Annotated in this window: 22 protein-coding genes, 2 tRNA genes and 1 other RNA gene; 9 read left to right on the top strand and 16 right to left on the bottom strand. The window is 62.5% G+C overall.

What is annotated here, in order from left to right:
- Window positions 1-77: 77 nt before the first annotated feature.
- From RXV88_RS04140 to RXV88_RS04110, 7 genes are all read right to left on the bottom strand, one after another.
- Entirely contained in the window at window positions 78-914 is an 837-nt protein-coding gene (locus RXV88_RS04140) for a CBASS cGAMP-activated phospholipase (RefSeq protein WP_316290831.1), read from the bottom strand.
- Window positions 915-1,409, bottom strand: coding sequence for a hypothetical protein (locus RXV88_RS04135; protein ID WP_316290830.1), 495 nt, complete (start codon window positions 1,407-1,409; stop codon window positions 915-917).
- Window positions 1,396-1,872, bottom strand: coding sequence for a hypothetical protein (locus RXV88_RS04130; protein WP_316290829.1), 477 nt, complete (start codon window positions 1,870-1,872; stop codon window positions 1,396-1,398). The genes RXV88_RS04135 and RXV88_RS04130 overlap by 14 nt, the downstream gene beginning before the upstream one ends.
- A gap of 306 nt (window positions 1,873-2,178) precedes the next feature.
- Window positions 2,179-2,820, bottom strand: coding sequence for an alpha/beta family hydrolase (locus RXV88_RS04125; RefSeq protein ID WP_316290828.1), 642 nt, complete (start codon window positions 2,818-2,820; stop codon window positions 2,179-2,181).
- A 184-nt stretch (window positions 2,821-3,004) separates the two neighbouring features.
- Window positions 3,005-3,589 carry a class I SAM-dependent methyltransferase gene (locus RXV88_RS04120; RefSeq protein WP_316290827.1) on the bottom strand — a complete coding sequence of 195 codons (585 nt, stop codon included), beginning with the start codon at window positions 3,587-3,589 and terminating at the stop codon, window positions 3,005-3,007.
- Window positions 3,589-4,611 (bottom strand): HNH endonuclease domain-containing protein, encoded by a 1,023-nt coding sequence (locus tag RXV88_RS04115; protein WP_316290826.1) that lies wholly within the window; start codon window positions 4,609-4,611, stop codon window positions 3,589-3,591. Before RXV88_RS04115 ends, RXV88_RS04120 begins: the two co-directional genes overlap by 1 nt.
- A gap of 49 nt (window positions 4,612-4,660) precedes the next feature.
- Window positions 4,661-5,563 (bottom strand): 3'-5' exonuclease, encoded by a 903-nt coding sequence (locus RXV88_RS04110; protein ID WP_316290825.1) that lies wholly within the window; start codon window positions 5,561-5,563, stop codon window positions 4,661-4,663.
- A 123-nt stretch (window positions 5,564-5,686) separates the two neighbouring features.
- On the opposite strand from RXV88_RS04110, the gene RXV88_RS04105 reads away from it, so the two are divergent.
- A complete protein-coding gene (locus RXV88_RS04105) occupies window positions 5,687-7,840 on the top strand; it encodes a type I restriction enzyme endonuclease domain-containing protein (protein ID WP_316290840.1) in 2,154 nt (717 codons plus the stop codon).
- A 71-nt stretch (window positions 7,841-7,911) separates the two neighbouring features.
- Here RXV88_RS04105 and RXV88_RS04100 read toward each other — a convergent pair.
- The 4 genes from RXV88_RS04100 to ffs form a co-directional block, all read right to left on the bottom strand.
- Window positions 7,912-7,987, bottom strand: a tRNA-Thr gene (locus tag RXV88_RS04100).
- Window positions 7,988-8,337: 350 nt separating this feature from the next.
- A tRNA-Cys gene (locus RXV88_RS04095) sits at window positions 8,338-8,411 on the bottom strand.
- Between the two features lie 493 nt (window positions 8,412-8,904).
- Window positions 8,905-9,177, bottom strand: coding sequence for a hypothetical protein (locus tag RXV88_RS04090; protein ID WP_316290824.1), 273 nt, complete (start codon window positions 9,175-9,177; stop codon window positions 8,905-8,907).
- Between the two features lie 55 nt (window positions 9,178-9,232).
- Window positions 9,233-9,331: signal recognition particle sRNA small type (gene ffs, locus RXV88_RS04085), an RNA gene on the bottom strand.
- Window positions 9,332-9,421: 90 nt separating this feature from the next.
- On the opposite strand from ffs, the gene RXV88_RS04080 reads away from it, so the two are divergent.
- Window positions 9,422-10,546, top strand: a complete 1,125-nt coding sequence (locus tag RXV88_RS04080; protein WP_316290823.1) for a class I SAM-dependent RNA methyltransferase — start codon at window positions 9,422-9,424, stop codon at window positions 10,544-10,546.
- Between the two features lie 3 nt (window positions 10,547-10,549).
- On the opposite strand, the gene RXV88_RS04075 is transcribed toward RXV88_RS04080, so the two are convergent.
- Entirely contained in the window at window positions 10,550-12,424 is a 1,875-nt protein-coding gene (locus tag RXV88_RS04075) for a bifunctional 2',3'-cyclic-nucleotide 2'-phosphodiesterase/3'-nucleotidase (RefSeq protein ID WP_316290822.1), read from the bottom strand.
- 157 nt (window positions 12,425-12,581) lie between these two features.
- On the opposite strand from RXV88_RS04075, the gene nudC reads away from it, so the two are divergent.
- The 4 genes from nudC (at window position 12,582) to RXV88_RS04055 (ending at window position 16,365) form a co-directional block, all read left to right on the top strand.
- Entirely contained in the window at window positions 12,582-13,550 is a 969-nt protein-coding gene (nudC, locus tag RXV88_RS04070; RefSeq protein ID WP_316290821.1) for an NAD(+) diphosphatase, read from the top strand.
- A 55-nt stretch (window positions 13,551-13,605) separates the two neighbouring features.
- Window positions 13,606-14,073 carry an SRPBCC family protein gene (locus RXV88_RS04065; protein ID WP_316290820.1) on the top strand — a complete coding sequence of 156 codons (468 nt, stop codon included), beginning with the start codon at window positions 13,606-13,608 and terminating at the stop codon, window positions 14,071-14,073.
- A gap of 79 nt (window positions 14,074-14,152) precedes the next feature.
- Window positions 14,153-14,956, top strand: coding sequence for a DUF4198 domain-containing protein (locus RXV88_RS04060; protein WP_316290819.1), 804 nt, complete (start codon window positions 14,153-14,155; stop codon window positions 14,954-14,956).
- On the top strand, window positions 14,953-16,365 hold the full coding sequence (locus tag RXV88_RS04055) for an FAD-binding oxidoreductase (protein ID WP_316290818.1): 1,413 nt from the start codon (window positions 14,953-14,955) through the stop codon (window positions 16,363-16,365). Before RXV88_RS04060 ends, RXV88_RS04055 begins: the two co-directional genes overlap by 4 nt.
- A 49-nt stretch (window positions 16,366-16,414) precedes the next feature.
- On the opposite strand, the gene hemC is transcribed toward RXV88_RS04055, so the two are convergent.
- Window positions 16,415-17,365: a hydroxymethylbilane synthase gene (hemC, locus tag RXV88_RS04050; protein ID WP_316290817.1), complete on the bottom strand. Its 951-nt coding sequence runs from the start codon at window positions 17,363-17,365 to the stop codon at window positions 16,415-16,417.
- Window positions 17,366-17,480: 115 nt separating this feature from the next.
- Between hemC and hemE the strand changes: the two genes are divergently transcribed.
- Window positions 17,481-18,509: a uroporphyrinogen decarboxylase gene (gene hemE / locus RXV88_RS04045; RefSeq protein ID WP_316290816.1), complete on the top strand. Its 1,029-nt coding sequence runs from the start codon at window positions 17,481-17,483 to the stop codon at window positions 18,507-18,509.
- A 73-nt stretch (window positions 18,510-18,582) separates the two neighbouring features.
- Here hemE and RXV88_RS04040 read toward each other — a convergent pair whose 3' ends face one another.
- Both RXV88_RS04040 and RXV88_RS04035 read right to left on the bottom strand, forming a co-directional pair.
- Window positions 18,583-19,344, bottom strand: a complete 762-nt coding sequence (locus tag RXV88_RS04040) for an ABC transporter permease (RefSeq protein ID WP_316290815.1) — start codon at window positions 19,342-19,344, stop codon at window positions 18,583-18,585.
- Complete coding sequence (locus RXV88_RS04035; RefSeq protein WP_316290814.1) at window positions 19,341-20,276, bottom strand: ABC transporter ATP-binding protein; 936 nt, start codon at window positions 20,274-20,276, stop codon at window positions 19,341-19,343. The genes RXV88_RS04040 and RXV88_RS04035 overlap by 4 nt, the downstream gene beginning before the upstream one ends.
- Window positions 20,277-20,408: 132 nt before the next feature.
- Here RXV88_RS04035 and RXV88_RS04030 point away from each other — a divergent pair, with 132 nt between their 5' ends.
- Entirely contained in the window at window positions 20,409-21,386 is a 978-nt protein-coding gene (locus tag RXV88_RS04030) for a DMT family transporter (protein WP_316290813.1), read from the top strand.
- A gap of 24 nt (window positions 21,387-21,410) precedes the next feature.
- On the opposite strand, the gene RXV88_RS04025 is transcribed toward RXV88_RS04030, so the two are convergent.
- The gene (locus tag RXV88_RS04025; protein ID WP_316290812.1) at window positions 21,411-22,472 is read right to left on the bottom strand and encodes a YeeE/YedE family protein; all 1,062 of its coding nucleotides are present in this window, start codon (window positions 22,470-22,472) and stop codon (window positions 21,411-21,413) included.
- Between the two features lie 134 nt (window positions 22,473-22,606).
- On the opposite strand from RXV88_RS04025, the gene RXV88_RS04020 reads away from it, so the two are divergent.
- On the top strand, window positions 22,607-23,839 hold the full coding sequence (locus tag RXV88_RS04020; RefSeq protein ID WP_316290811.1) for an MFS transporter: 1,233 nt from the start codon (window positions 22,607-22,609) through the stop codon (window positions 23,837-23,839).
- Window positions 23,840-23,909: the final 70 nt, after the last annotated feature.

Raw genomic sequence — 23,909 nt, 5'->3', positions numbered from 1 at the left:
GGCTCCAGACGCGCCATCTGCGCATCACTCAGCCAGAAGAGATCAGACATATCACCGCTCTGTTTTCGCGCGGTGAATCATGCCCTTCCGCTGAAATCAATAGGTCCTGAGCCTAGCAGCTCGCGTTGTATTTCTACTTGCCCGTCCATAAGCAGTGGTTGCAGTCTATTATACTTGAATACCCAGCGTAATACCCCCCATCTGTCATTTCGAGATAGTGGTATTTTACTACTATTTGGGGTCATAGTCGTTCCAACTGACAGAATTCTCTGTTGCGCCACTGGAATGTCAAATCGCGAAACAAGGTCAGAAGCAGCGATGAGCTCTGGGCCGTTGGCAACGATTCCACCGTCCGCGTATCTTTGTTTGTTAAATCGATGAAGCGGGAGGTACATCGGAGCTGCCGCCGACGCCATAGCGATATCTATCAACTTAATTTCTTCTTGAGACGTGTCGTAACTGCGAAATATTACTGGCTTGCCAGATGTCTCGTTTATTGCCGGTACGATTAAGGCCCGATCAAGATCGCCCAGCTTTTTCTCCTTCAGTGTACATGACAAGACTTTGTAGAGCTCATCGCTCTTAAAGCGCGCCCTGAAAAATCCCGGTCTTGTCTTCAGTACGTATCTTGGTGGAAATATTCTCTCGCCATGTTCCTCGAAGAGCTCCAGTAGCTTAGAGATTGGTACACCCGCGGCTAGGGCAACGGCTATGATCGACCCTACGGAAGTTCCGCAGATGACGTCAAAGCTTTCACCAAGTGGTCGAGAATCTCCAAGTTGCGCCTTTCTCGCTTCGAGGCCGTTTGCGATCAAGGCTGAAAAGTAGCCGCGGAACCCACCACCGTGAAAACTTAGGACGCTAGCCGACCCCGGTGGCGCATAAAGTGAGCCTACGGGCGCAAACTCAGGCATCTAAGGAATCCAAAGAATTCTGATGTCAATCCCAGCTCCCTCCAGAAGACTTACCATTGCCTGGTTTTCTTCGGTCTTGAGGAGCATAGCTGTTGCGTCATGTGCGCGGACAATCGCCATGTTTTCTGCGTCATAGATATCCAACTGCTCTATGGGCGCTGCTTCCCTAATGTGGCCAAAGGCTTCGATACTCTCACCAGTAAACGGCAAAAGGCGATAGACTGGGGGTGTGACACCAAGACCCGAAGCATCGTCTTCCTCGGCGCCTTTGAGTATTCCTTCAACTCTATTTCGCAGCTTTTTCTGATCTGGCCCCGCCTCCATGCCTAATATCGCGTCTAGCGCTCCAGCCAATGCTGGAGCGCCGAGAGCGACTACTTGATCGATGCCTTTCAACGCTTGCATGGTCGGCAGAGCGCTTGCTCCGTCGATGAGCTGTATCGTCTCCGTAACGCCAAGTACTAGCATCCGAGAAACTTCACTATTCTGCGCCACTCAAGAGTGCATGAGCGACTGAACGTCTGTTCTGGTAGGTCTTCCTTCGTGGAGCCACAGAGATTTCGCTCGCTTCTCCCTGATGTGCCAGGTCACGAAAGAGATCGGCGCCAGTTGCAAAGTGAGGCCTAGATAGCTCGGTAAGCACTTTAAGAAGAGCATTCATTTCACTCTCGAGCAACAAAACTGCTCGCTCCTTATCGTGCTCTTTTGCGTTAGCTATGAGCTGTGGTCCCGAAGCTTCGAGCTCTTTGAAGACCTCTCCAACTTTTCGCTTGAGATCAGTTCTCGTCCACTGGTGAACGTCCTTGGATCTCCTGTTGACCAAGAAGGTCCTCATTCGTTTCCCATACTTTTCATTGGCCGCAACGCCTTGATCGTCCGGCCGCAGGTACTGAAGTGCGCGCTCGACTAAAGCAGCGCCGTTGTTCTCCGCGTCTACTTCGTGACTAATCGCTGGCATGGCTTGCTCCATATAGGTCAGCTTCGATAGGCACACATATAGCTATTAAGTGTGCTTTTGGCAAGCTAAAGGTGCTTATTTCGACCATAACGGTGCTTTTCTTTGACTGCAATCTATATGTTGGGCTCCTGGACGGGCTCTTCGCGGCTTCCCAGTTGTCTAGTCCATTGATATCAAGATACAAATCCTCAGCCACGCTTAGTGATGCGGTTTGCATGAGCGCCCTTATGTTAAGTACTGGTTGCGCGCTGCAAGTTGCCCAAACAAACCCTGCAAACACAGTAAACCCGGCGGGCTGAGGTGTCTCTAGCCAACAAGACCCTCGACCCATGCCGAAACTGCCAAGCCCATGGACGCGATGTGATCAGCATGCGTGAAACCTGAGATCCGCTTGCGCGGCTTTAGATCATGATCGCCGTCTTCAAACCACATCATCTGGATTGCCGACGACAGCTCATACCCGCTGACTTCATCCTTCGAGCCAAACTGGTCCCGCGTTCCCTGACAGATCAGTGTTGGGGTTTGCAGGTGCTTAAGGTGCTCAGTGCGAAGCTTTTCGGGTTTTCCAATCGGGTGAAATGGATAGCCCACGCAGAGCAACCCAGCGATGCGATCCGCTTCGAACAGTTCATCCGCAATCATACTAGCAACGCGCCCGCCCATGGATTTTCCGCCTATGATCAGCGGACCATCGACATTGAGCGCGTCGATTGCGGCTAGGTACTCTGAGTTCAGTTTTTCAGCGCGTGGCGGGGGTTTCCGGGTGCCTTCAGTTCGGCGAGCAGCCATGTAGAAGAACTCAAACCGAACAACTCTTAGGCCCTGACCAACCAGCGCTTCTGCGATCGCCGACATTGCTGGCGAGTCCATCGGCGCACCGGCGCCGTGCGCAAACAGGATGGTCGCCCTTGCTGCTTCTGGGCCGAGCTCCAAGAATTTGGTTGGCATAGTCTCTTTTCCTATGAGGTTCGCAGTAGTTACTCAATGCACATCTGCTGCGGCGTAGAGTCGGTTCCAAACTAGGCACACCCCACCCCATGCACGGCTTTCCCTTCCCAAGGGGCGTTTGCGCCCTCCCGGTCCACCCTCTCTCGAACTTAAGGTGAGCCAAATTGATCTGAGGATGCGTTGATCAATCACCGTGAGTCATCAGGCAGTTCAACCAACGCTCTTCGCTGCGGTCCGGGCGTCGATCTTCTGTGATCCAGACTTCGAGGGCGCTTAGACCGGGTACATCCTCCAAATGCTCAGCAAGCAACTGCTCATTTAGATCGTTGAAATAGCGCCCGCCTTTTTCTCGCTCCCGTTCCCCGTACTTGAACGAAGCATAAAGCACGCCTGTGGGCTTAAGGAATGACGCGAGATTACGGAATACCTCGGAAAGATGTATCCGCGGGACATGGAGAAGGGACGCGCAAGCCCAAATTCCGTCGAACGGCTGGTCAAACTTCATGTCCTCAAATGTCATTTCGTAGACAGGCACACCCGCCCGCTTGCTCGCGGCATCCACCATCTTGGGTGAGGCATCAAACGCCACCACGTCGTAGCCCATACGCGAAAACGCCAAAGCATCACGGCCAGACCCGCACCCTGCATCCAGGACAGACGCGCCAGGCTTTAGGTGTTTGCAGAACCGCTGATACAGTGACGCCATATCAACGTCGACGGTCTGCGCGATGAAGGTATCTGCGTTGCTTTCATAGAACTCGACTGACATCAGAACACCGGCTCCGCTCGAAGTATTGGCTGCCAAGTATGAATCAGCCTTTCACGCGCTCGATCATACTGGTTTTGAAGGAACGATTTCCGCTCAGCCTCATTGGTCCCAGTCTGACTCATTAAGGTCTCCCGCAATGGATGGTGGCTACCTATCAGAAATTCGTTCCGCGTATGCAGCCTGGCCAGCAGCCGCAAGTTGGGCAGCTTCGCGAACTTGCCGTCGTGGCCTCGGTTACAGTCTTTACATGCCAGCACAAGGTTCCAAACACCGTCCAGATGCGCATCCGACATCTCTGCCTTTAGTACATGGGGGAAGAAGTGATCAACGTCAGCCAGCAGCGCATCTCCTTCAAGCACACTGATCCTATCGAAGCAGTAGAAACATCGGCCCTTTTGGTAGCCGTTGAGGGCACTTCTAGAGGATGTGACGGTGACGCGGCGCTCGGCCGGCCCTGCGTAGAGCAGGCTTAGCTCTTCATCATGCTGGATGCTCGCTAGGTTCCGTGAGAGGCCCAGACTCCAGGCTGTTTCAACCAGTCGCCAGCGCGCTTCAACTTCCTCTCCAAGATCGCCAGCATGCCCCTCTTCGAACATGTTAAAAAAATCATCTGTGAGCCGAATGCCGGCATTCTGCTTCCGCTCGTCCAAGAAGAAGCGCTTCGGAATTTCTCCCTGGTTCACGACGTGGAAGGCATCAATCACATTGACGAAGCCCAGCTTCGTCGTCTGAGCAATCAGGTCTGATTTTGAAATCTCATCTGTGTTGAACGCGCGGCATGCATCCAAGAACTTGCTCGACGCTGCGGTACTTTGCTTTGGATTGAGCTTCAGGTGCTCGCAAACATGCCGGGCAAAGGGCTCAGATAGTTCCTCTAGTCGTATGAGTTCTTGCTCGCGCGCCCCAAGTTCGATCAGCGACTTGGCCAGTGCGAATTTGTAGGACGCCACGTTGCGACCGAACAAGATGATCGATCGCCAATAGGTCTCCAGGTCTGGCGAGGTATCCGTAAATCCTGACATTTCTGCAGGTTACGATGTCCGCGCTGCGATCGGAACCGCTCAAATTCGATCAGCCGGCCTTCGCATTCTTGGGCAGCTGTCGCGTGCCAGTGCAGTCCGGATACTTCACGCACCCCAGGAATACCCCGTATCTGCCCTTACGCTCTACCAGCCAGCCATCCGAGCACTTTGGGCAGGACGGGAACTCAGCACCACAGCTGCACACAAGACCGCCTGGTTTGTTCTTGTCCGGTACCGGAAGGTCTTTGTCGCACACACCGCAGGGCCGAAGCATCTCGCCGCAAAGCCTTCGGTGTTCACACTGAAAGTACACATTCCCTTTCTTTGAAGTCTGCGACAGCATCCGCCCGCCACACGCTCCGCATCGGTGCGCCGCCACTCCAGCCTCACCAAGTTCGACTGCTCCGTATTCCGGGTTTTCGACAAGCTCTCGCGCAAATATCGATGGTCTTTGTCGATCTGCTAAGACGGTGACAGACTTTCTGGCTCGAGTAAGTGCGACGTAGAACAAGCGCCGTTCTTCCGCGTGGTCGTATTCTTCTGGTTTTGGAAGAACGAGATCCAAGAGCGGGTCGTCGACAATCTCAGATGGAAAACCCATGCGACCCGACGAGGCCTGAAGGACAACGACGTGGTCTGCCTCTAATCCTTTCGAGCGATGTACTGTCATGAATTTGATCGAGAGACGTGGATTGCGTCTGCCCAACGCAGAAAGGTTATCCGGACGCAAAAAGTTGTAACGGCCGAGCAAAAGGACGGTCGCCCCCTCGCCATTTACCTGAGCTTCAATATCACCCAATGCCGACGACAAAGCTTCGTCTTCTTGGTTCCATCCATAGTACGCAATTCTTATGGATGGATGCTCAGTTTTCCCAGCTGGGACAACCTGTTTGGTGATCTGAGACGGGTTCTTCAGAACAAAGGTTCGAGCGGGCAACGCGATCTTGTCCACGCTCCGGAATCTCAAGGAGAACGCTGAAATGACCGCTGCACAAAAAACATCTGACCTTGCGGGTGCCTCTCCCTCAGCTGGTACGACCGTTGGCTCGACTCTAGCTTCAAAAGAGAAGCGCGCATCAGCCCTGCGAGCTGCGAAGGACCAAAGCCAGGCTTTCTCTCCCCAAGACCAGGAACGTGCTGCGTCCAATCTTCATCTGCTTTTGCAAGAAGTCAGCAGGACGAGGCGCACCGGACGCAGGCCGGGCGGCTAGCGCGCAACATGCGCCTTGCGCTGCCCAATGCCGCGTTCATCGGGTTCACCGGCACGCCGCTGTTCAAGCAGGACGAGATCACCAAACGCATTTTCGGTGAATACGTGTCCCGCTACGATTTCAAGCGGTCGGAGGAGGACGGCGCCACGGTGAAGCTCGTTTACGAGAACCGGGGCGAGAAGTTAAAATATGATTTTGAGGGCACACGGCACTCGGTCGCGCACACGAACCTTAACGAGTTGGTGGCCGAAAAGGTCGCTGAAGCTGATCTCGATCCTGACCAGGCGGCGCTGCTGGAAAAGCTGCTGGGCAAGGACTACGAGGTCATCACGGCCGACGAACGACTCGACAAGATCGCCGCGGATTTCGTCGAGCACTGCGCGACCCGTTGGGAATCGGGCAAGGCGCTGTTCGTGTGCATCGACAAGATCACCTGCGCCCGCATGCACCAGCGGATCGTGCCACTGTGGAAGGCAAAGGCGGCGGAGGTCCGCGCAGCGGAGGCGGCGAAACGTGCCGAGGCATCAGCTACGGCCGACGCAGCGACGCTCGAGAGGCTGCTGGAGGACGCGGCGAAGCTGAGGGCTCAGGCGGACTGGCTGGACGAAACCATCGTCGAGATAATCATCAGCGAAGCACAGAACGAGGTCGCTGATTTCGCCAAGTGGGGCTTCGACATCATCCCGCATCGTGCCCTGATGAAGCAGGGGTTCGAAACGGCGGGCGGTGAACGGATCGACGTCGAGAGCGCCTTCAAGAGCCCGGAGCATCCGTTCCGGGTGGCCATTGTCTGCGCCATGTGGCTGACCGGATTTGACGTCGAATGTCTGTCGACCCTTTACATCGATAAGCCGATGAAGGCGCACACGCTGATGCAGGCGATCGCGCGAGCGAACCGGGTCTATCCCGGAAAGGATTTTGGGCTTATCGTCGATTACAACGGGATGCTGCGGAGCCTCCGAGAGGCATTGGCGCAGTATGCTTTGGGCGATGACGGTTCTGGCGAAGAGGAAATCGTCGCTCCAATCGAAGAACGTGTGCAGGCGCTGATCGAAGCCATCGAGGCAACCGAAACACACCTCCGGACTCTCGGGTCTGACCCCGCTCATCTAGTCGGCTCCACGGGCTTCAATCGCATTGGGCTTCTGAAGAATGCAGTCGATGCGGTCTATACAACCGATGACGCCAAGCGGCGGTTTGAGGTTCTGGCGCGGCAGGTTTTCGCCCGCTTCAAGGCCCTCCTAATGGAGCCGTCAGCTTTCGCCTACGCTGAGCGGCATGACAACATCGAAGCGATCTACAAGAAGCTGACCGAGCGGCGGGACACCGCTGATGTCACCGACCTATTGAAGGAACTCTATCGCATCGTGAACGAGGCTATTCGAACCCAGGAGCCCGGCGACGACCAAGTCGAGGGTCTCGTGTTCGACCTAAGCCAGATCGACATGGAGCGGCTTCGGGACGAATTTGCCAAGAAGGTGCGTCACAAGGCCACTGCGCTTCAGGATATCCGCGAGATCGTCGAAGCCAAGCTGGCGGAAATGCTAGCTCGAAATCCGACCCGCATGGATTACCAACAGAAGTACGAAGAGATCGTTGCGGCCTATAACAGCGAGAAGGACAGGGTGACTATCGAAGAAACCTTTCGGCGGCTGACAGAATTGATGGCCGAACTCGACGCTGAACAGAAGCGTGCAGTCGAGGAAGGACTAACCGAGGAGGAATTGGCCGTCTTCGATTTGTTGAAGAAGGATCGGCTTAGCAAGACTGATCGAGAGACCGTCAAGCAAGCCAGCCGCGATCTCCTTTCGTCGATCAGCACTAGATTGGCTGAACTCGATAGATTCTGGGAGAAGGAACAAACCAAAGCTGAGGTGGAGGTCTTTATTCTCGACGAAGTGTATGCCCGATTACCTACTCCGCCTTTTTCGCCTGACGACAAAGATGCTGTTGCAAAGAGCGTCTACGAACATGTCTGGCAGCAAGCTGCAACGGGCGCGTTCGCGACTGCTGCATAGAGCCCGCTCAACGCTCTAATCCCGTCCGGAGCGATTGAAATCTAAGCTGCCTGCTTCTTTTCGGAGAAGGATGGTGCCGGTGACGGGACTCGAACCCCCGACCCCATCATTACGAATGACGTGCTCTACCAGCTGAGCTACACCGGCATCCTTCTCTGTCGCGACCCTACTATGGCCCTACTAGTTACAGCGCGCCGCGCCTAACCAACTGGTCTCAAACGTAGTTCGCGAGCAGACCCGCTAATTACGAATGACGTGCTCTACCAGCTGAGCTACAGCGGCTTCCTAGACCTTACTATGGCCCTACTAGTTCTACTCCCTTGCCGCGAACCCGTTGGTTTCGCAAGTCATTCGCGCGGGGACCCGCTAATTACGAATCATGTGCTCGGCCAGATGGGAAACACCAGAGAGGTTGAGTTTTTGGGTGGGTTGGTGTCAAAGGATCGGCTAAATCTTCGAATATTATTATTTATTTACAGTATCTTAAATTTATAAAATGGAGGCGAGTACCGGAATCGAACCGGTGTACACGGATTTGCAATCCGCTGCGTCACCACTCCGCCAACTCGCCTTTGTGGTGCAAAATCAGGTACGTGACCGGATCTTGGGCGAAACGGAAAGCGGGGGATCGCGTGGCCTTGAGTTTGGCCTGGCGATGCCGTTCCGTTCAGCGGCGTTATTGCCGGTTTTGGCGTGGTTGTCCAGCCCGCATCCTGGGTCTTGTTGCCCGACGGGTCTCTGCCTGTTCGGCACCGAAACTTTCGTTCGGCGGAGCGGCGTCCGGAAGCTCTGGAGTGCGCCGGGCCATGGGCGGCGACCGTTGTCGCGCGCCGCGGGCGGGCCCCCACGGCCTGTCGATCGATTGGTTTCCAGGCTGCCGGACGGGCTGGCACGGGGTGCGGGAAGATAGCTCTTGGAGGTGCGGAAATGATTTTCTCACGTTTGCCCGGATTCGACTTGACCGGGCGGACCGACGTCTGTTTCCGGAGTCGGCGGTTCGCCGTGTCTGACTGACGATCCGGCGCTGAGCAACACGCATTTCCTTCGCGCAGTCGCGGCCGCGGCTAGGTGGCATTCAATCGGGACGGTTCGGTGGACGCCACCTGCGGTGCGATGGCATCGGGCGCAACGATTCGGCCGGCGGCTGGATTGGCGCGGATCTCTTTGCCGGGAACGTCTTCAAGGGCTGTGACGAGGGTATCGTCGCCGGATTCGAGGACGGGGCCGGCAGCCTCCGCATAGTTGGCGTCGAGACCGCGCCGGGCAGGGGACTCGCGGTCAAGGTCGTGGCGCTCAACATCACCGGCCGCGACGATTTGATCTTCGTCCAGAACCAAAGGACGGACCAGGGCAAAGACCGCCAGATGCGCCGTCAGACCACGCGATGGGAGAAGGTGAGAGGCTGGACAGCGACCCAAGCGGGGCTCGTTGCGGCTGCTTCCTTCCGGACCTGACCGGGTTGGCGAGGCGCTTGCCCGCGCCAACCTCTCAGCGCCTAATTAGTGGTTCGAGCCGCCTCTTGCAACGGGTGTGGTGCAGAATCCGGTTCCCCGGCGCGCCGCGACCGGATATGGCCGCGGGATGGACGACTTCGAAATCTTTCTGGCCGGGACGCCCGGGCTCGAGCCGGCCTTGTGCGACGAGGCGCGGGCGGCCGGGTTCAAGGGCGCAGAGGCGGTACCGGGCGGTGTCACCCTGCGCGGCGGCTGGCCCGATGTCTGGCGCGCCAATCTGGTTCTGCGCGGGGCGGGGCGTGTGCTGGTGCGGATCGGCGCGTTCCGGGCGATGCATCTGGCGCAGCTCGACAAACGCTCGCGCAAGTTTCCCTGGGCCGATGTGCTGCGCACGGACGTGCCGCTGCGGATCGAGGTGACCTGCCGCAAGTCGCGCATCTATCACGCGGGCGCTGCCAGCCAGCGCATCGCCAACGCCATTCGCGACGGCCTCGGGGCCGAGGTGTTCGAAGGCCCGGTCAAGGACGCGCCCGAAGAGGCACTGCGGCTGATGGCGCGGATCGAGGACGATCTGGTCACGCTCAGCATCGACAGTTCCGGCGCCCCCCTGCACAAGCGCGGGCACAAGGAGGCCGTGGGCAAGGCCCCGATGCGCGAGACGCTGGCGGCGCTCTTTTTGCGCCAATGCGGCTATCGCGGGACCGAGCCGGTGGCCGATCCGATGTGCGGCTCGGGCACCTTCGTTATCGAGGCGGCCGAGATCGCCGCCGGTCTGGCCCCCGGACGCAGCCGGGCCTTCGCCTTCGAGCGACTGGCGTCCTTCAATCCCGCCGCCTGGTCGGCGTTGCGGGGCAGCGTGGCGGGACATGAGACCGGGCTGTGCTTTCACGGGTTCGACCGCGACGACGGGGCGATCCGGATGAGCACGCAGAACGCCGAACGGGCGGGCGTCGCCGGGCTGACGCGGTTCACCTGCCAGTCGGTGAGCGCCTTTGCCCCGCCCGAGGGACCGCCGGGGTTGGTCATGGTCAATCCGCCTTATGGTGCGCGGATCGGCAACAAGAAGATGCTCTACGGGCTTTACGCCGCGCTGGGCGAGGTCCTGCGCACGCGGTTCGGCGGCTGGCGTGTGGGGCTTGTCACCAGCGAAGCGGGTCTGGCGCGCGCCACCGGCCTGCCGTTCCTGCCGCCCGGGCCGCCGGTCGCCTTCGGCGGCCTGAAGGTGCAGCTGCACCGGACCGAGGCTCTATAGCGCTCAGAGCGTCAGGCGGTATTGCAGAAAGCCGTCCTCGTTCATTCCCAGCTCGTCCAACCTCAGGCCGCTGGCCCGGGCGTGGGCCCGCGCGCCGGGCCCGGTGGCGAAGACCGCGCTGGTGTTGGGCTGCGGCGCGATGCGCCACCCCGGCCCGGGCGATGTGGCGACCGGGCTGTTGTCGGCGATATGTCGCATCAGCACGTCGCGGTTGAACACCGAGCTTGCGAAAACGGGCTCGCCGCCGAAGTCGGCAATGACGGCGCTGGCGCGAAAGCAGTTGGTGGCCACGATGAACGCCATGTCGTCGCGCACCGGCCGGCCGCCATGGCGCAGATCGACGATGCGCCCGGCCCGATGGTCCAGCAGGCTGCCGTCGGGGGCAAAGCGGGCGGGGCGCGTCACGTCGATGTCATAGCGCAGGCCGTAGAGCATGTCGAAGTTGTGGCTTGGAAAATCGGGCGACAGCAGCGGTGCGTCCCGGGCACCCGGCGCAATCCGGTTGAAGGCCGCCGCCGACCGCTCCAGCCAGGCGCGCAGCGTGGCCCCGGTGATGCAAAGCGCGCAGATCTCGTTGGGAAAGCTGTAGAGGTCGGCCACATGCCGCATCGCCACCGCGCCCGCGGGGATGTCGATGTAATGCTCCGGCCCGCCGCGGCCCCCCGCCTTGTAGGGTGCGGCCGCCGAGACAAGCGGAAGCGCCGCCCATTCGGTGCCGCGCAGCGCCTCGCGGACGTGGCGCATCTGGGCCTCGGCCACCAGCCGCACGGCGGCGGTATCCTGCAGCATGGAAAAGTAGCTGTGCAGCGGCTGCAGGGTGCGGCCCACCTGGCGGCGGATATGGGCGAGTGTGGCGCGGTGCGCGGCCTCGACCGGCGCCATCACGTCGGCGGCGGGGGCATCGTCCGACCGGGCCACCGGACGTGCCTCGGACCGCCCGGCGGCGACCCGCCAGGCCCCGCCCGTTCGCGTCAGCAGCAGATCGACGACCCCCAGATGACTGCCGCCGAACCCCGGCATCACCGCGGCCTTGCCATGCAGCGTGCCCGCGCCCGTGTCGGCGCCCGGCACCTCGGCGAACAGCTCGGACGGAAAGACGAGGTGGCTGTGTCCGGCCAGCACCGCGTCGATCCCGTCGATGGCGGCCAGAGGCAGTCCGGCGTTTTCCAGCGTGCCGGGCCCGGTTTCGGGCGCGATACCGGTATGGGCCAGCGCGACGACCAGCTCGGCGCCCTCGGCCTTGAGGCGGGGCACCAGCGCCCGCGCGGTCTCGACTATGCCACGGGCCTCGACGCGGCCGCAGAGATGCTTGCGGTCCCATTGCAGGACCTGCGGCGGCGCAAAGCCGATCACGCCGATCCGGATCGGCTGGCGCCGCCCGGCGCCATCGAGGATCTGCCGGTCCAGAATGACGTAAGGCGGGAACAGCGTTTCGTCCGTGTCCGCCTGCGCGCACAGGACATTGGAGAGCACCACGGGAAAATCCGCCGCCCGCATGGCGCGGGTCAGGAACTCCAGCCCGTAGTTGAACTCGTGGTTGCCGATCGTGCCGGCGTCATAGCCCACCGCGTTCATCGCCGCGACATAAGGATGCGTATCCCCGGCATTCCACGCGCCGCCACGGGCCAGGTGATCGCCCATCGGGGTGCCCTGCAGGAAATCCCCGTTGTCGAAGGTCAGGCTGTTGGCGGCCTCGGCGCGGGCGCGGCGGATCAGCGGCGCAAGACGCGCAAGCCCAAAACGGTCGTCCGGCCGGTCGGCGACGTAGTCATGGGGATAGACATGCATGTGCAAATCCGAGGTGACCAGCAGGCGCAAATGCGCCTCATGGTCGGCCCGCGGCGGCAGGCCGGGCGGCTTTGGTCGGTCTTCCGTCACTGTCTTCCCCTGACGCGTTTAGCGCGCAATGCCTTCGTCCATACAATTATTGCATGTTTTCGCACGCGGGCAATGCGGGCTTTCCCGTGCCCGCGCAAAGCGATTTGCCCTGATGCGGATAAAATGGCACTTGGAGGGGAGAGCGGCGGAGGCAGGCATGGAACACGCGGAAACGGTGACATTCGGGGGCTCGGGGCTCGACCGGGCGGCGGAGTTGCGTGGCGACGTGCCGGCGCTGGCGGCCGCGATGCAGGATCCCGCGTCGCGCACGGTTCTGATGTGGCGCGGCAAGCCGCTGGTGTCGGGGGAGGACGCGCTTGACATGGTGCGGCTGCCGCTGACCCATCCGGTTCTGGCCGAGGCCGCCGTGCCACCCATGCTTCTGGGGCGCGAGGGCGGGGCGGCGTGTTTCGCGCATGACATCTCGGGCTGGAGCCCCGAGGGTCTCGATCCGTCGGTTCTGGGCGGCTTTGTCGACACCACCGAACAGACGCATCCCGCACTGGCCCAAGGCCAGCGCTTTGCCGAGCTGCGCCGCGTCATGACAAGGCTGAGCGCCCGCGACGCGGAACTGGCGGCCACCGCCAAGGCGATCTTCGGCTGGCATCAGAGCCACCGGTTCTGCGCCCGCTGCGGCGTGGAAAGCGAGATGTTTCAGGCCGGCTGGCAGCGCATCTGCCCGGCCTGCGGCGGGCATCATTTCCCGCGCACCGACCCGGTGGTGATCATGCTGATCACCCACGGCAATTCGGTGCTGCTGGGGCGCAGCCCCGGCTGGCCCGAGGGCATGTATTCCTGTCTCGCGGGATTTATCGAGCCCGGCGAAACCATCGAGGCCGCGGTGCGCCGCGAGGTCTTCGAAGAGGCCGGGGTGCGCGTCGGCGCGGTGCGTTACCTGGCCAGCCAGCCCTGGGCCTTTCCCTCGTCGCTGATGCTGGGATGCCAAGGAGTGGCCGAAAGCCGCGACATCGTTATAGACCCCGAAGAAATCGAGGACGCCCGCTGGGTCAGCCGCGAGGAGATGGCGCGCGCCTTTGCCGGCGACCACCCCGGGATCCTGCCTGCGCGCAACGGGGCTATCGCGCATTTCCTGTTGCGCAACTGGCTGGCGGATCGTCTGGATTGACACGGGCTTTCGCGCCATACTTGTATTCAGAACACAAGCGAGCAGGGAACGAGGCATGGAATTTTCCACCAGGGAAGACATCGAAGCGCCCAACGACCGGGTCTTCGCGGCCGTCAGCGATTTCAACGCGATCGAACGGCAGGTCATGCGGCGCGGCGTCGAGGTGCGGCGCATCGACGACATGACCGCGCCGGGCCCGGGGATGGCCTGGCACGCAAGGTTCCGGTTCCGCGGCAAATCGCGCGAGGCCGAGGTCACCATGACAGAATACGACCCGCCGCAAGCCATGGTCTTTCAGACAATCAGCGGCGGGCTCGAAACCCGCACCGAACTGGAATTCGTGGCGCTCTCGCGCTCGCGGACGCGGATCACCATGAGCGTGCATCTGCAACCCAAGACCCTGTCGGCCCGGCTGCTGGTGCAGTCGATGAAACTGGCACGTGGCAACATCAACAAACGCTTCCGCGTGCGGATGGCGGATTACGCCAAGGATCTCGAGGCGCGGCTGAAGGCGGGCGGCTGAGCCGCCGGTTGCAATGGCCGCTTTTGCGGTTACCTTTGGTGCGAAAGGGCAACTGGGGCGCCCTGCAAGCGAGGATGCCATGAAAGCGATCTTGGGCGCGGCGGCGCTGGTTCTGGCGGGGGCCATCCCCGCACTGGCGCATGAATTCTGGATAGAGCCGGAAAACTATGAAGTGGCGGCGGATGCGCCGCTGACGGCGGCCCTGCGGGTCGGCGAGAACATGAAAGGCAGCGCCTATGCCTATGTGCCGCCCAATTTCCGGCGCTTCGATCTGGTGATGGGCGACATGGTGGTGCCGGTCGAGGGGCGCGCGGGCGACCGCCCGGCGCTCAACATGGCAGCGCCTGCCGAGGGGCTGGCGGTGGTGGTGCACCAGACCCGCGACTACCTGCTGACCTACCGCGATTGGGCGAAATTCGAGAATTTCACCACCCACAAGGATTTCGCCTGGGCGATGGCGCGGCACGACGAACGCGGCCTGCCGCGCACGGACTTCCGCGAGCAGTATTCGCGCTACGGCAAGGCGCTGATCGCCGTCGGGACCGGCGCGGGCGCCGACCGCGAGGTCGGGCTGCTGACGGAGATTGTGGCAGAGGCCAACCCCTATACCGACGATCTGTCCGGCGGATTTCCGGTGCAGGTGCTTTATGAGGGCGCGCCGCGCGCCGACACCCAGATCGAACTTTTCGAGAAAGCCCCGGACGGCACGGTCGAGGCCACATTGCACCGCACCGATGCCGAGGGCCGCGCGGTGCTTCCGGTCAAGCCGGGCCACGAATACCTGGTGGATTCGGTCGTCATGCGTGAGATGGAGCCGGCCTCGGACACCGATCCGGTCTGGGAAAGCCTCTGGGCCTCGCTGACCTTCAAGGTGCCCGAATGAGCGTTGTCGACGATCTTCGCGACGCATTGGGCGAGGTGCTGACCGACCCGGCAGACATCGCCCCCTGGGCGCGGGACTGGACCGGGCAATACATCTGGCAGCCGCTCTGCGTGGTGCGCCCGCGCTCGACCCAAGAGGTGTCGGCGGTGATGAAGGTCGCCACCGCGCATCGCGCGCCGGTGGTGCCGGTCGGCGGCAACACCGGGCTGGCGGGCGGCACCAAGGGCGAGGGCGCGATCATGATGTCGCTCGACCGGATGAACCGCATTCTGGAAATCCGCCCCGAGGCGCGGCTGGCGGTGGTCGAGGCGGGCGTCGTGCTGGAACAGCTTCACACCGCCACGGCGCAGCACGGGCTGGTGTTTCCGCTGACCTTCGGAGCCAAGGGCTCTTGCCGGGTCGGCGGGTTTCTCAGCACCAATGCCGGTGGCTCCAACGTTCTGCGCTACGGCAACACCCGCGACCTGGTGCTGGGGATCGAGGTCGTGCTGGCGGATGGCCGGGTGATGAACCTGATGAGCGAGCTGCACAAGGACAATTCCGGCCTGAACCTCAAGCATCTGATCATCGGGGCCGAGGGGCAGCTGGGCGTGATCACCGGCGCGGTGCTGAAACTGCACCCCAGGCCCAAGGCCTATGCCACCGCGATGGTCGCGGTGGAGCGGCTGGAAGGCGCGCTGGAGCTGCTCAACCGCCTGCAGACGGTGACCGGCGGCGCGGTGGAGGCGTTCGAATATATGTCCGGGGCTTATATCGAGGCTTATCTCGAACACGACGCTTCCGCGCGCGCGCCCTTCGACGCCCCGCATGACATCAACATCCTGGTCGAGATCGGCGCGCTGGCCCCGCGCGACGTGACGCCCGACGCCGACGGGCAGGTGCCGGTGGTGGGTTATCTGGAAAGCGTTTTGTCGGACCTCTTCGAGGAAGGCGCGATACGCGACGCGGTGGTGGCCCAGACCGAGGCGCTGCGGATCGAGATGTGGGCCCGGCGCGAGGCGGTCGGCCCGGTGACGCTGGCCAAGGGGCCGGCGGTCAACAACGATATCGCCGTGGCGCTGGACAAGGTGCCGGTCTTCCTCGACAGGATGGCCGCGCGGATGGAGGTGATCGACCCCGAGGGCCGGCCGCTGGTGGTCAGCCATCTGGGCGACGGCAACGTGCATTACGTGGTCCAGCCCAGCCGCCACGATCCGGTCCTGATGGGCAACATCATGGAGGCGGTCGAAGAAGAAGTGATGGCGCTGGGTGGGTCGTTTTCCGCCGAACACGGGATCGGCGTGACCAAGCTGCCATCGATGGCGCGCCGCAAGGACAAGGTCGCCATCGAGGCCATGCGCGCGATCAAGGCGGCGCTCGATCCGCTGGGCATCCTGAACCCGGGCAAGGTGCTTCCGGCGTCGGATTGAAGGGGGTCGCTTCGCCCCCGAACGTCACGGGGTCCGGGACTGCGCCGTTCTAGGTTCCATGCCAGTCGAAGAACCCGGGCCCGGCGGCTTCGAGAAGCTGACGCGCCAGCGCGCGGCCCATCTCGGGGCCCTCGGCGATGGTTCCGCTGATCTCTCCGCCATGCGCCGCCGATCCGTCCGGGCGCAGCACCTCGCCGTTCAGCGTCAGGCTGGTTCCGTCCAGCACCGCCAGCCCGGCGATCGGGGTTTCGCAGGACCCGTCGAGCTCGGCCAGGAAGGCGCGTTCGGCGTCCAGCCGCTGGCCGGTTTCTTTGTGATGGATCGCCGCCAGCATCTCGGCGCAGCGGGCGTCGTTCTGGCGGCGTTCGATCCCGATGGCGCCTTGCGCCACGGCGGGCAGCATGTCGCCGGTGTCGATGGCGGTCTTGGGCACCTCGTCCATCTTCAGCCGGTTGAGCCCGGCCATAGCGAGGAAAGTGCAGCTTGCCACGCCGTCGTCCAGTTTCTTCAGCCGGGTCTGCAGGTTGCCCCGAAACTCCACCACATTCAGATCCGGCCGCCGATTGAGCAGCTGCGCCCTGCGGCGCAGCGACGAGGTGCCCACGACCGCGCCCTCGGGCAGGTCGCGGATGCTGCTGTGCGTGGGCGAGATGAAGGCGTCGCGCACGTCCTCGCGCGGCAGGTAACAGTCGAGCACGAGGCCGTCCGGCTGCACCGTCGGCATGTCCTTCATCGAATGCACGGCGATGTCGATGTCGCCCGCCAGCATCTGGTCCTCGATCTCGCGGGTGAACAGCCCCTTGCCGCCGATTTCCTTCAAGGGCCGGTCGATGATCCTGTCGCCGGTGGTCTTGATCACGACGATGCTGAAGGCCTCGTGCGGCAGACCGAAGGCCGTGGCAAGCCGGTCGCGGGTCTCGTTCGCCTGGGCAAGCGCCAGCGGCGAGCCGCGGGTGCCGATGCGCAGAGGGGCGGCGGGCGTGGGCATGGAATCTGTCATGATCAAAGGTTTAGACGCGTCAACTTGCCCTGACAATGGGCGATCTGCGGACCGGGGCGCTTGACATATGCGGCGCGACGTTGGACCAAACTGTAAATCAAAGAGGACACTTCCCATGACCAAGACGATCCTGCGCGCGCTGGCGGGCGAAACGCTGCCCACGCCGCCGATCTGGATGATGCGCCAGGCCGGCCGGTATCTGCCGGAATACCGCGCGACGCGGGCCGAGGCGGGGGATTTCCTGTCGCTGTGCTACAACAGCGAACTGGCGGCCGAGGTGACCCTGCAGCCGATCCGCCGCTACGGGTTCGACGCGGCGATCCTCTTTGCAGACATCCTGTTGCTGCCCCAGGCGTTGGGTGCCGATCTGTGGTTCGTGACGGGCGAGGGGCCGCGGCTTTCGACCATCACCGGCCAGGCCGATTTCGAAAAGCTGGGGCGCGGCGAGATGATCCACGACACGCTGAACCCGGTCTATGAAACGATCCGCATCCTGCGCCGGGAGCTGCCGGAAGAAACGACGCTGATCGGGTTTGCCGGCGCGCCCTGGACCGTGGCGACCTACATGATCGCCGGGCGCGGCACGCCGGACCAGGCCCCGGCGCACGCGCTGAAAGCAGAAAACCGGGCGCTTTTCGAGCAGATCATCGAGCGGCTGACCGAGGCGACCATCGACTATCTGTCGGAACAAGTGAAGGCCGGGGCCGAGGTGGTCAAGATCTTCGACAGCTGGGCAGGCTCGCTTGAGGGCGAGGATTTCATCCGCTACGCGCTCGAGCCGGCCCGGACGATCACCGGCGAGATGAAGTCCCGCTTTCCCGGCCTGCCGGTTATCGTGTTCCCGCGACAGGCAGGAGAGGGCTATGTCGGATTTCACAAGGCGACCGGCGCGGATTGCGTCGCGGTGGACGATTCCGTCACGCCGGAATGGGCGGCGGAACATGTGCAGAAGGATGGCTGCGTGCAGGGCAACCTGGCCTCGCGCCATATGGTCACGGGCGGCGACGATCTGGTGCGCGAGACCCGGCGGGTGGTCGAGGCCTTCTCGAAGGGGCCGCATATCTTCAATCTGGGTCACGGGATCACGCCGGACGCGGATCCCGAGAATGTCCAGCTGATGATCGACACGGTGCGCGGCGGCTGACGCCGTTTTCTTGCAAAGAAAACGGATCGGAAATTTTGAAAATTTCCGACGCCGCTCCGGCCGGGCGCTGGTATCAGGTCCGGATGCGCCAGCCGGTGCGGAAGATCCACCAGATCACGCCAAGGCACATCGCTGTGAAACCGGCGATGGCCAGCAGGCTCAGCCCGATCGGCACGTCCGACAGGCCGAAGAACGCCCAGCGAAAGCCCGAGATCAGATAGACCACCGGGTTGAACAGGGTGACTGTCTGCCACACCGGCGGCAGCATCGAGATCGAGTAGAAGGACCCGCCGAGGAACACCAGTGGCGTGACCACCAGCAGCGGCACCAGTTGCAGCTGTTCGAAATTGCCCGCCCATATCCCGATGATAAAGCCCATGAGCGCAAAGCTGAGGCAGGTCAGCACCAGAAACAGCAGCATCATTGCCGGGTTTTGCATCGCCAGATCGACGAAGAGCGACGACGTCCCCAGAATCACCAGGCCGATAAACAGCGCCTTGGTCGCTGCGGCGCCGACATAACCCGTCACGATCTCGAGGAAGTTCAACGGGGCGGACAGCAATTCATAGGTCGTTCCGATGAATTTCGGAAAGTAGATGCCGAAACTGGCGTTGGACAGGGCCTGGGTCATGACACTCAGCATAATCAGGCCGGGCACGATGAATGCGCCATAGCTGACGCCCTCCACCTCGTCGATCCGGCTGCCGATGGCGGCGCCGAAGACCACGAAGTAAAGCGATGTCGAAATGACCGGAGAGATGAAGCTCTGCGCCAGTGTCCGGAAAAACCTCGCCATTTCAAAGGTATATATCGCGCGGATGGCCTGCCAGTTCATGCCGCCCCCCTTTCTTTCGCCACGAGCCCGACGAAGATATCCTCGAGCGAGTTCTGCGCCGTATCGACATCGCGCACGTTCAGACCTGCGGCCCCCAGATCGGCCATCAGCCGCGCGATCCCGGTGCGCTGGGCGGCGATGTCGTAACCGTAAACCAGCGTCGCGCCGCCGTCTTCCAGACGCAGCCCGTAGGCCGACAGCGCGTCTGGCACCGTACCGACCGGATGCTGAAGCGAGATGCGCAGTTCTTTGCGGCCCATCCGGGTCATGAGCGAGGCTTTCTCTTCGACCAGCAGGATCTCGCCCTTGTCGATCACGCCTACGCGGTCGGCGATGGCCTCGGCCTCTTCGATGTAATGGGTGGTCAGAATGATGGTCACGCCATCGGCCTTCAACTCTGCCACCAGCTCCCACATGTCGCGGCGCAGCTCGACGTCGACGCCCGCCGTCGGCTCGTCGAGAAAGAGCACCCTCGGGTCGTGGGACAGTGCCTTGGCGATCAGCACGCGGCGCTTCATCCCGCCCGACAGCTCGGTGATCCGCGCGTTGCGCTTGTCCCAGAGCGACAGCTTGCGCAGGACCTCCTCCAGATAGGCGTCGTCGCGGGCCAGCCCGAAGAGACCGCGCGAAAACCGCACCGTGTTCAGCACCTTCTCGAACGGCTCCAGATAGACTTCCTGCGGCACCAGTCCGATCAGACTGCGCGCTTGCCGGTAATCGGCCACCACGTCATGCCCGCCGACCCGGATCGTGCCCGAGCTGGGCTCGGTGATGCCGCAGATCGACGAGATCAGTGTCGTCTTGCCCGCGCCGTTGGGGCCGAGCAGGGCCAGAATCTCGCCCTCTTCGATATCGAGCGAGGCTCCGTTCAGGGCCCGGAATCCCCGGTCATAGATTTTGTGAACGTCGCGAATTTCGACCATTGCGGCCATGGGTGTCTCCTGACATCAGAGCGCTGCAATCTAAACGGATCGGTTCGGATGGCAATGTGCACGAGTGCAGAGCCCCTCTGCGATGTCGCATTCGGCATGGCGGGGGCCGCGGCCACAAGCTAAGGGAGTGCCATGATAGCGCCAAACACCGACCGGCCCGGGCTGGGGATCGTCTTCATCTGCGCCGGCATATTTTGCATTTCGCTCAATGACATGCTGATCAAACTGTTGTCGGGGGGCTACCCGCTGCATCAGATCGTCTTTGTGCGCTCGGCGATCGGGTTGATGTTCACCTTCGGCTTTGTGCGGATGGAGGGCGGGCTGCGCATCCTGCGCACCCGGACGCCGCTGCTGCACATCCTGCGCGGGTTGATGGTGGTGGCGGCCAATATGGCCTTTTACGCTGCCGTGGCGGTGCTGCCACTGGGCCAGGCGACGGCGCTTTTCTTCGTTGCGCCGCTTTTCATCACGGTGCTGTCGATCCCGCTGCTGGGCGAAGCGGTGGGTCCGTTGCGCATGGGCGCGGTGGTCGTGGGCTTTGCCGGCGTGCTGATCATGCAGCAACCCTGGGCCTCGGACCTGGGGGTATCGCGGGTGGTCCTGCTGCTGCCGGTGATCGCGGCGCTGTTTTATGCGCTGATGCAGGTGATGACCCGGCGGCTGGGGGTCACGACATCGGCCTCGGCGATGGCGGTCTATATTCAGGGTATGTTCGCCGTCGTGTCGCTGCTCTTCTTCGTCGTCGCCGGGGACGGGCGCTTTGCCGAAGGGGTCGAAAACGAAAGCCTGAAGTTCCTGCTGCGCGCGTGGATCTGGCCGCCGGTCGAGGACCTCTGGGTCTTTGGCGTGGTTGGGTGTTGCGCCGGGGTCATCGGCTACACGCTGAGCGCGGCCTACAAGATGGCCAACGCCGCCACGATCGCGCCTTTCGAATATCTGGGCCTGCCGCTGGCGATCTTCTGGGGCTGGGCGTTCTTCGGCGAGTGGCCCGCACCCGAGACCTGGGCGGGCTGCGCGCTGATCATCGGGGCCGGTGTTTTCGTCTTTATGCGCGAGCGCCAGCTTTCGCGGCCGATGTCCGGCTGGCGGCGGCGCTGGGGGCGGCGCTGACTGGCTTAATAAACCGGCGCGGGTTCAGGCCACCGCCGCCGTGCCGCGCGGGCGCAGGGCGATATCCGTCGCGATGCCGCCCGCCCACATCGCCGTCAGGGCCAGCAAGGCCGTGGCGGCAAAGATCGACCCGCCGGTGACGCCCGCGCCGATGGCGCAGCCGCCCGCCAGCATCCCGCCGAAGCCCATCAGCACCGCGCCGATCATGGCGTTGCGCATGGGCACGGTGCCCTCGAAACCTTGCCATTTCAGCTCGCCCGAGATGGCGGCGGCCAGGAAGGCGCCGATCACGACGCCGGGGACAAGGCCGATGTCGAATTCCAGCACCGCGCCGCGGTCGAGGAAAAACATCAGCGTGTTGGCCGAGGGGCCGGTGAAGGTGGCGCTTTCGATCTGGACCGGGTCGAAGGCGACCTGCGACAAGGCCTGCGTCAGCCCCCAGCCCAGCGCGACCGCGAACCCGACGCCCGAGGCAGAGACCAGCCGCGCCGCGCCGATCCGGCTGCGCCGCGCCAGTTCCAGCGCGACAAGCGCCGTGGCCAGCCCCAGCGCCAGGCCTGTGCCCTCGGGCAAATGCAACGCCGCCAGCAGGTCGATATTGCGGCCGTTCGGCGTGATCGACAGCGCGGCCAGCCGGTCGCGCAGCGGCGCCAGCCAGCCGGTCAGCGCCATCTGCGCGGTGACCGCAAAGATCAGCCCCGACACGATCGAGCGCAGGTTGCCCGTGGCCCCCAGCACCAAAAGCCGCCCCGAACAGCCGTTGGCCAGCACCATGCCCGCGCCGAACATCAGCCCGCCGATCACCGCGCCCGACCAGCTGCCCGGAACCGCCATCATGCGCGCCTCGGACGGGTCGATCAGGCCCATTAGACGGGCCGCCTGCACCCAGACCAGCGCGGTCGAGAAGGTCAGCAGCCAGACGGCGGTGCGATCATGCAGGCCGCCGCGGGCGAATTCGACCACCGCCGCGCGCAGGCAGAACCGCGACCGCTGCGCTGCGACGCCAAAGACAAGGCCATTGATCAGGCCGAAAAGGGCGGCGACCGCGCCTTCGCCCAGAAGGTCGAGAAGTGGGATCAGGGACATGGCGGCTCCTCGGGTGATGCGCCGCGACTCATGCGCGGCGCAGGCCGGGTTGGCCTTGATCCATGTCAGACAGGGCCGGGGAATTTGCCAGACTGGCTCTCGCCAAAGCGCGGCAACAGGCGTAAAGCCAAGGCATGAGACGCATCGTTCCTCTTGCCGACGCCAACCGCCTGCCGATCTGGCAGCGGCCGGTGACGCTTTTGTTCCTGATGGCCATCGCCATGCCGCTGTCGTTTTCGACGTGGTCGGCGCTGTTGAACAACTTCGTCATCGAGGCGGCGCAGTTCGACGGGTCGGACATCGGCTGGCTGCACACGGTGCGCGAGATCCCGGGCTTTCTGGCGGTGGGCGTGATCGTTGTGATCATGTTCTTGCACGAACAGACGCTGGCGATGGTGTCGCTCGTGCTGCTGGGAGTGGCGACGGCGATCACCGCCTGGTTCCCGACCATGGGCGGCATCCTGACCATCACCATGCTCAGCTCGATCGGCTTTCATTATTACGAGACGGTGAACCAGTCGCTGCAATTGCAATGGCTGCCCAAGGACCGCGCGCCGCAGGTGCTGGGGCTCTTGGTGGCGGCGGCTTCGGCGGCGACGCTGGTGGCCTATGTCGCCATCGTGCTGACCTGGGAGGCGCTGAACCTCAGTTACAACTTCGTCTACATGGTGTCGGGCGGGCTGACGCTGATCATCGTGGCCTATTGCGTCATCGCCATTCCGCAGATCGAGGCCCCCAATCCGCAGGTCAAGAAGTTCATTCTGCGGCGGCGCTACTGGCTTTATTACGCGCTTCAGTTCATGTCGGGGGCGCGGCGGCAGATTTTCGTGGTCTTCGCGGGCTTCATGATGGTCGAGCGGTTTGGGTTCGAGGTGCACGAGGTCACGGCGCTTTACCTGATCAACCTGCTGGCCAACATGATCTTTGCGCCGCTGATGGGCCGGGCGGTGCATCGGTTCGGCGAACGCAAGACGCTGGCCTTCGAATATATCGGCCTGATCGGTGTGTTCCTGGCCTATGGCGGGATCTACTGGTTCGGCTGGGGGGTGCTGCTGGCGGCCGGTCTTTATGTGCTGGATCATCTCTTCTTTGCGTTGGCGCTGGCGTTGAAGACCTATTTTCAAAAGATCGCCGATCCGGGCGACATCGCGCCGACGGCGGCGGTGGCGTTCACGATCAACCATATCGCGGCGGTGTTTCTGCCCGCGCTGCTGGGCTATCTCTGGCTGGTGTCGCCTTCGGCGGTGTTTGGCCTCGCGGCGGGGATGGCGGGCGTGTCGCTGGTGCTGGCGTTGATGATTCCGCGCCATCCCGAGCCGGGCAACGAGACGGTGTTTTCGGCCTGGGCCCCGGCCCCGGCGGAGTGACGTGAGGGCCGGTGCGCGCAGAGCGCGCACCCTACGGCGGTGCACTGAAGGATTGCGGTCGGGGCGCTTT

Origin of the sequence: Aestuariicoccus sp. MJ-SS9, assembly GCF_032586235.1 — a bacterium.
Taxonomy (GTDB): Bacteria; Pseudomonadota; Alphaproteobacteria; order Rhodobacterales; family Rhodobacteraceae; genus Aestuariicoccus.
Note: the sequence above shows the minus strand (reverse complement) of the source record. Positions and strands in the feature narration are given on the sequence as shown.

Coding starts and splice junctions, on each gene's coding strand:
- RXV88_RS04055 (WP_316290818.1), top strand. CDS start 14,953: ATGAGCGTTGTCGACGATCTTCGCGACGCATTGGGCGAGGTGCTGACC.
- RXV88_RS04125 (WP_316290828.1), bottom strand. CDS start 2,820: ATGCCAACCAAATTCTTGGAGCTCGGCCCAGAAGCAGCAAGGGCGACC.
- hemC (WP_316290817.1), bottom strand. CDS start 17,365: ATGACAGATTCCATGCCCACGCCCGCCGCCCCTCTGCGCATCGGCACC.
- RXV88_RS04080 (WP_316290823.1), top strand. CDS start 9,422: ATGGACGACTTCGAAATCTTTCTGGCCGGGACGCCCGGGCTCGAGCCG.
- RXV88_RS04035 (WP_316290814.1), bottom strand. CDS start 20,276: ATGGCCGCAATGGTCGAAATTCGCGACGTTCACAAAATCTATGACCGG.
- RXV88_RS04040 (WP_316290815.1), bottom strand. CDS start 19,344: ATGAACTGGCAGGCCATCCGCGCGATATATACCTTTGAAATGGCGAGG.
- RXV88_RS04060 (WP_316290819.1), top strand. CDS start 14,153: ATGAAAGCGATCTTGGGCGCGGCGGCGCTGGTTCTGGCGGGGGCCATC.
- hemE (WP_316290816.1), top strand. CDS start 17,481: ATGACCAAGACGATCCTGCGCGCGCTGGCGGGCGAAACGCTGCCCACG.
- RXV88_RS04130 (WP_316290829.1), bottom strand. CDS start 1,872: ATGCCAGCGATTAGTCACGAAGTAGACGCGGAGAACAACGGCGCTGCT.
- RXV88_RS04115 (WP_316290826.1), bottom strand. CDS start 4,611: ATGTCAGGATTTACGGATACCTCGCCAGACCTGGAGACCTATTGGCGA.
- RXV88_RS04140 (WP_316290831.1), bottom strand. CDS start 914: ATGCCTGAGTTTGCGCCCGTAGGCTCACTTTATGCGCCACCGGGGTCG.
- RXV88_RS04025 (WP_316290812.1), bottom strand. CDS start 22,472: ATGTCCCTGATCCCACTTCTCGACCTTCTGGGCGAAGGCGCGGTCGCC.
- RXV88_RS04030 (WP_316290813.1), top strand. CDS start 20,409: ATGATAGCGCCAAACACCGACCGGCCCGGGCTGGGGATCGTCTTCATC.
- nudC (WP_316290821.1), top strand. CDS start 12,582: ATGGAACACGCGGAAACGGTGACATTCGGGGGCTCGGGGCTCGACCGG.
- RXV88_RS04120 (WP_316290827.1), bottom strand. CDS start 3,589: ATGTCAGTCGAGTTCTATGAAAGCAACGCAGATACCTTCATCGCGCAG.
- RXV88_RS04065 (WP_316290820.1), top strand. CDS start 13,606: ATGGAATTTTCCACCAGGGAAGACATCGAAGCGCCCAACGACCGGGTC.
- RXV88_RS04020 (WP_316290811.1), top strand. CDS start 22,607: ATGAGACGCATCGTTCCTCTTGCCGACGCCAACCGCCTGCCGATCTGG.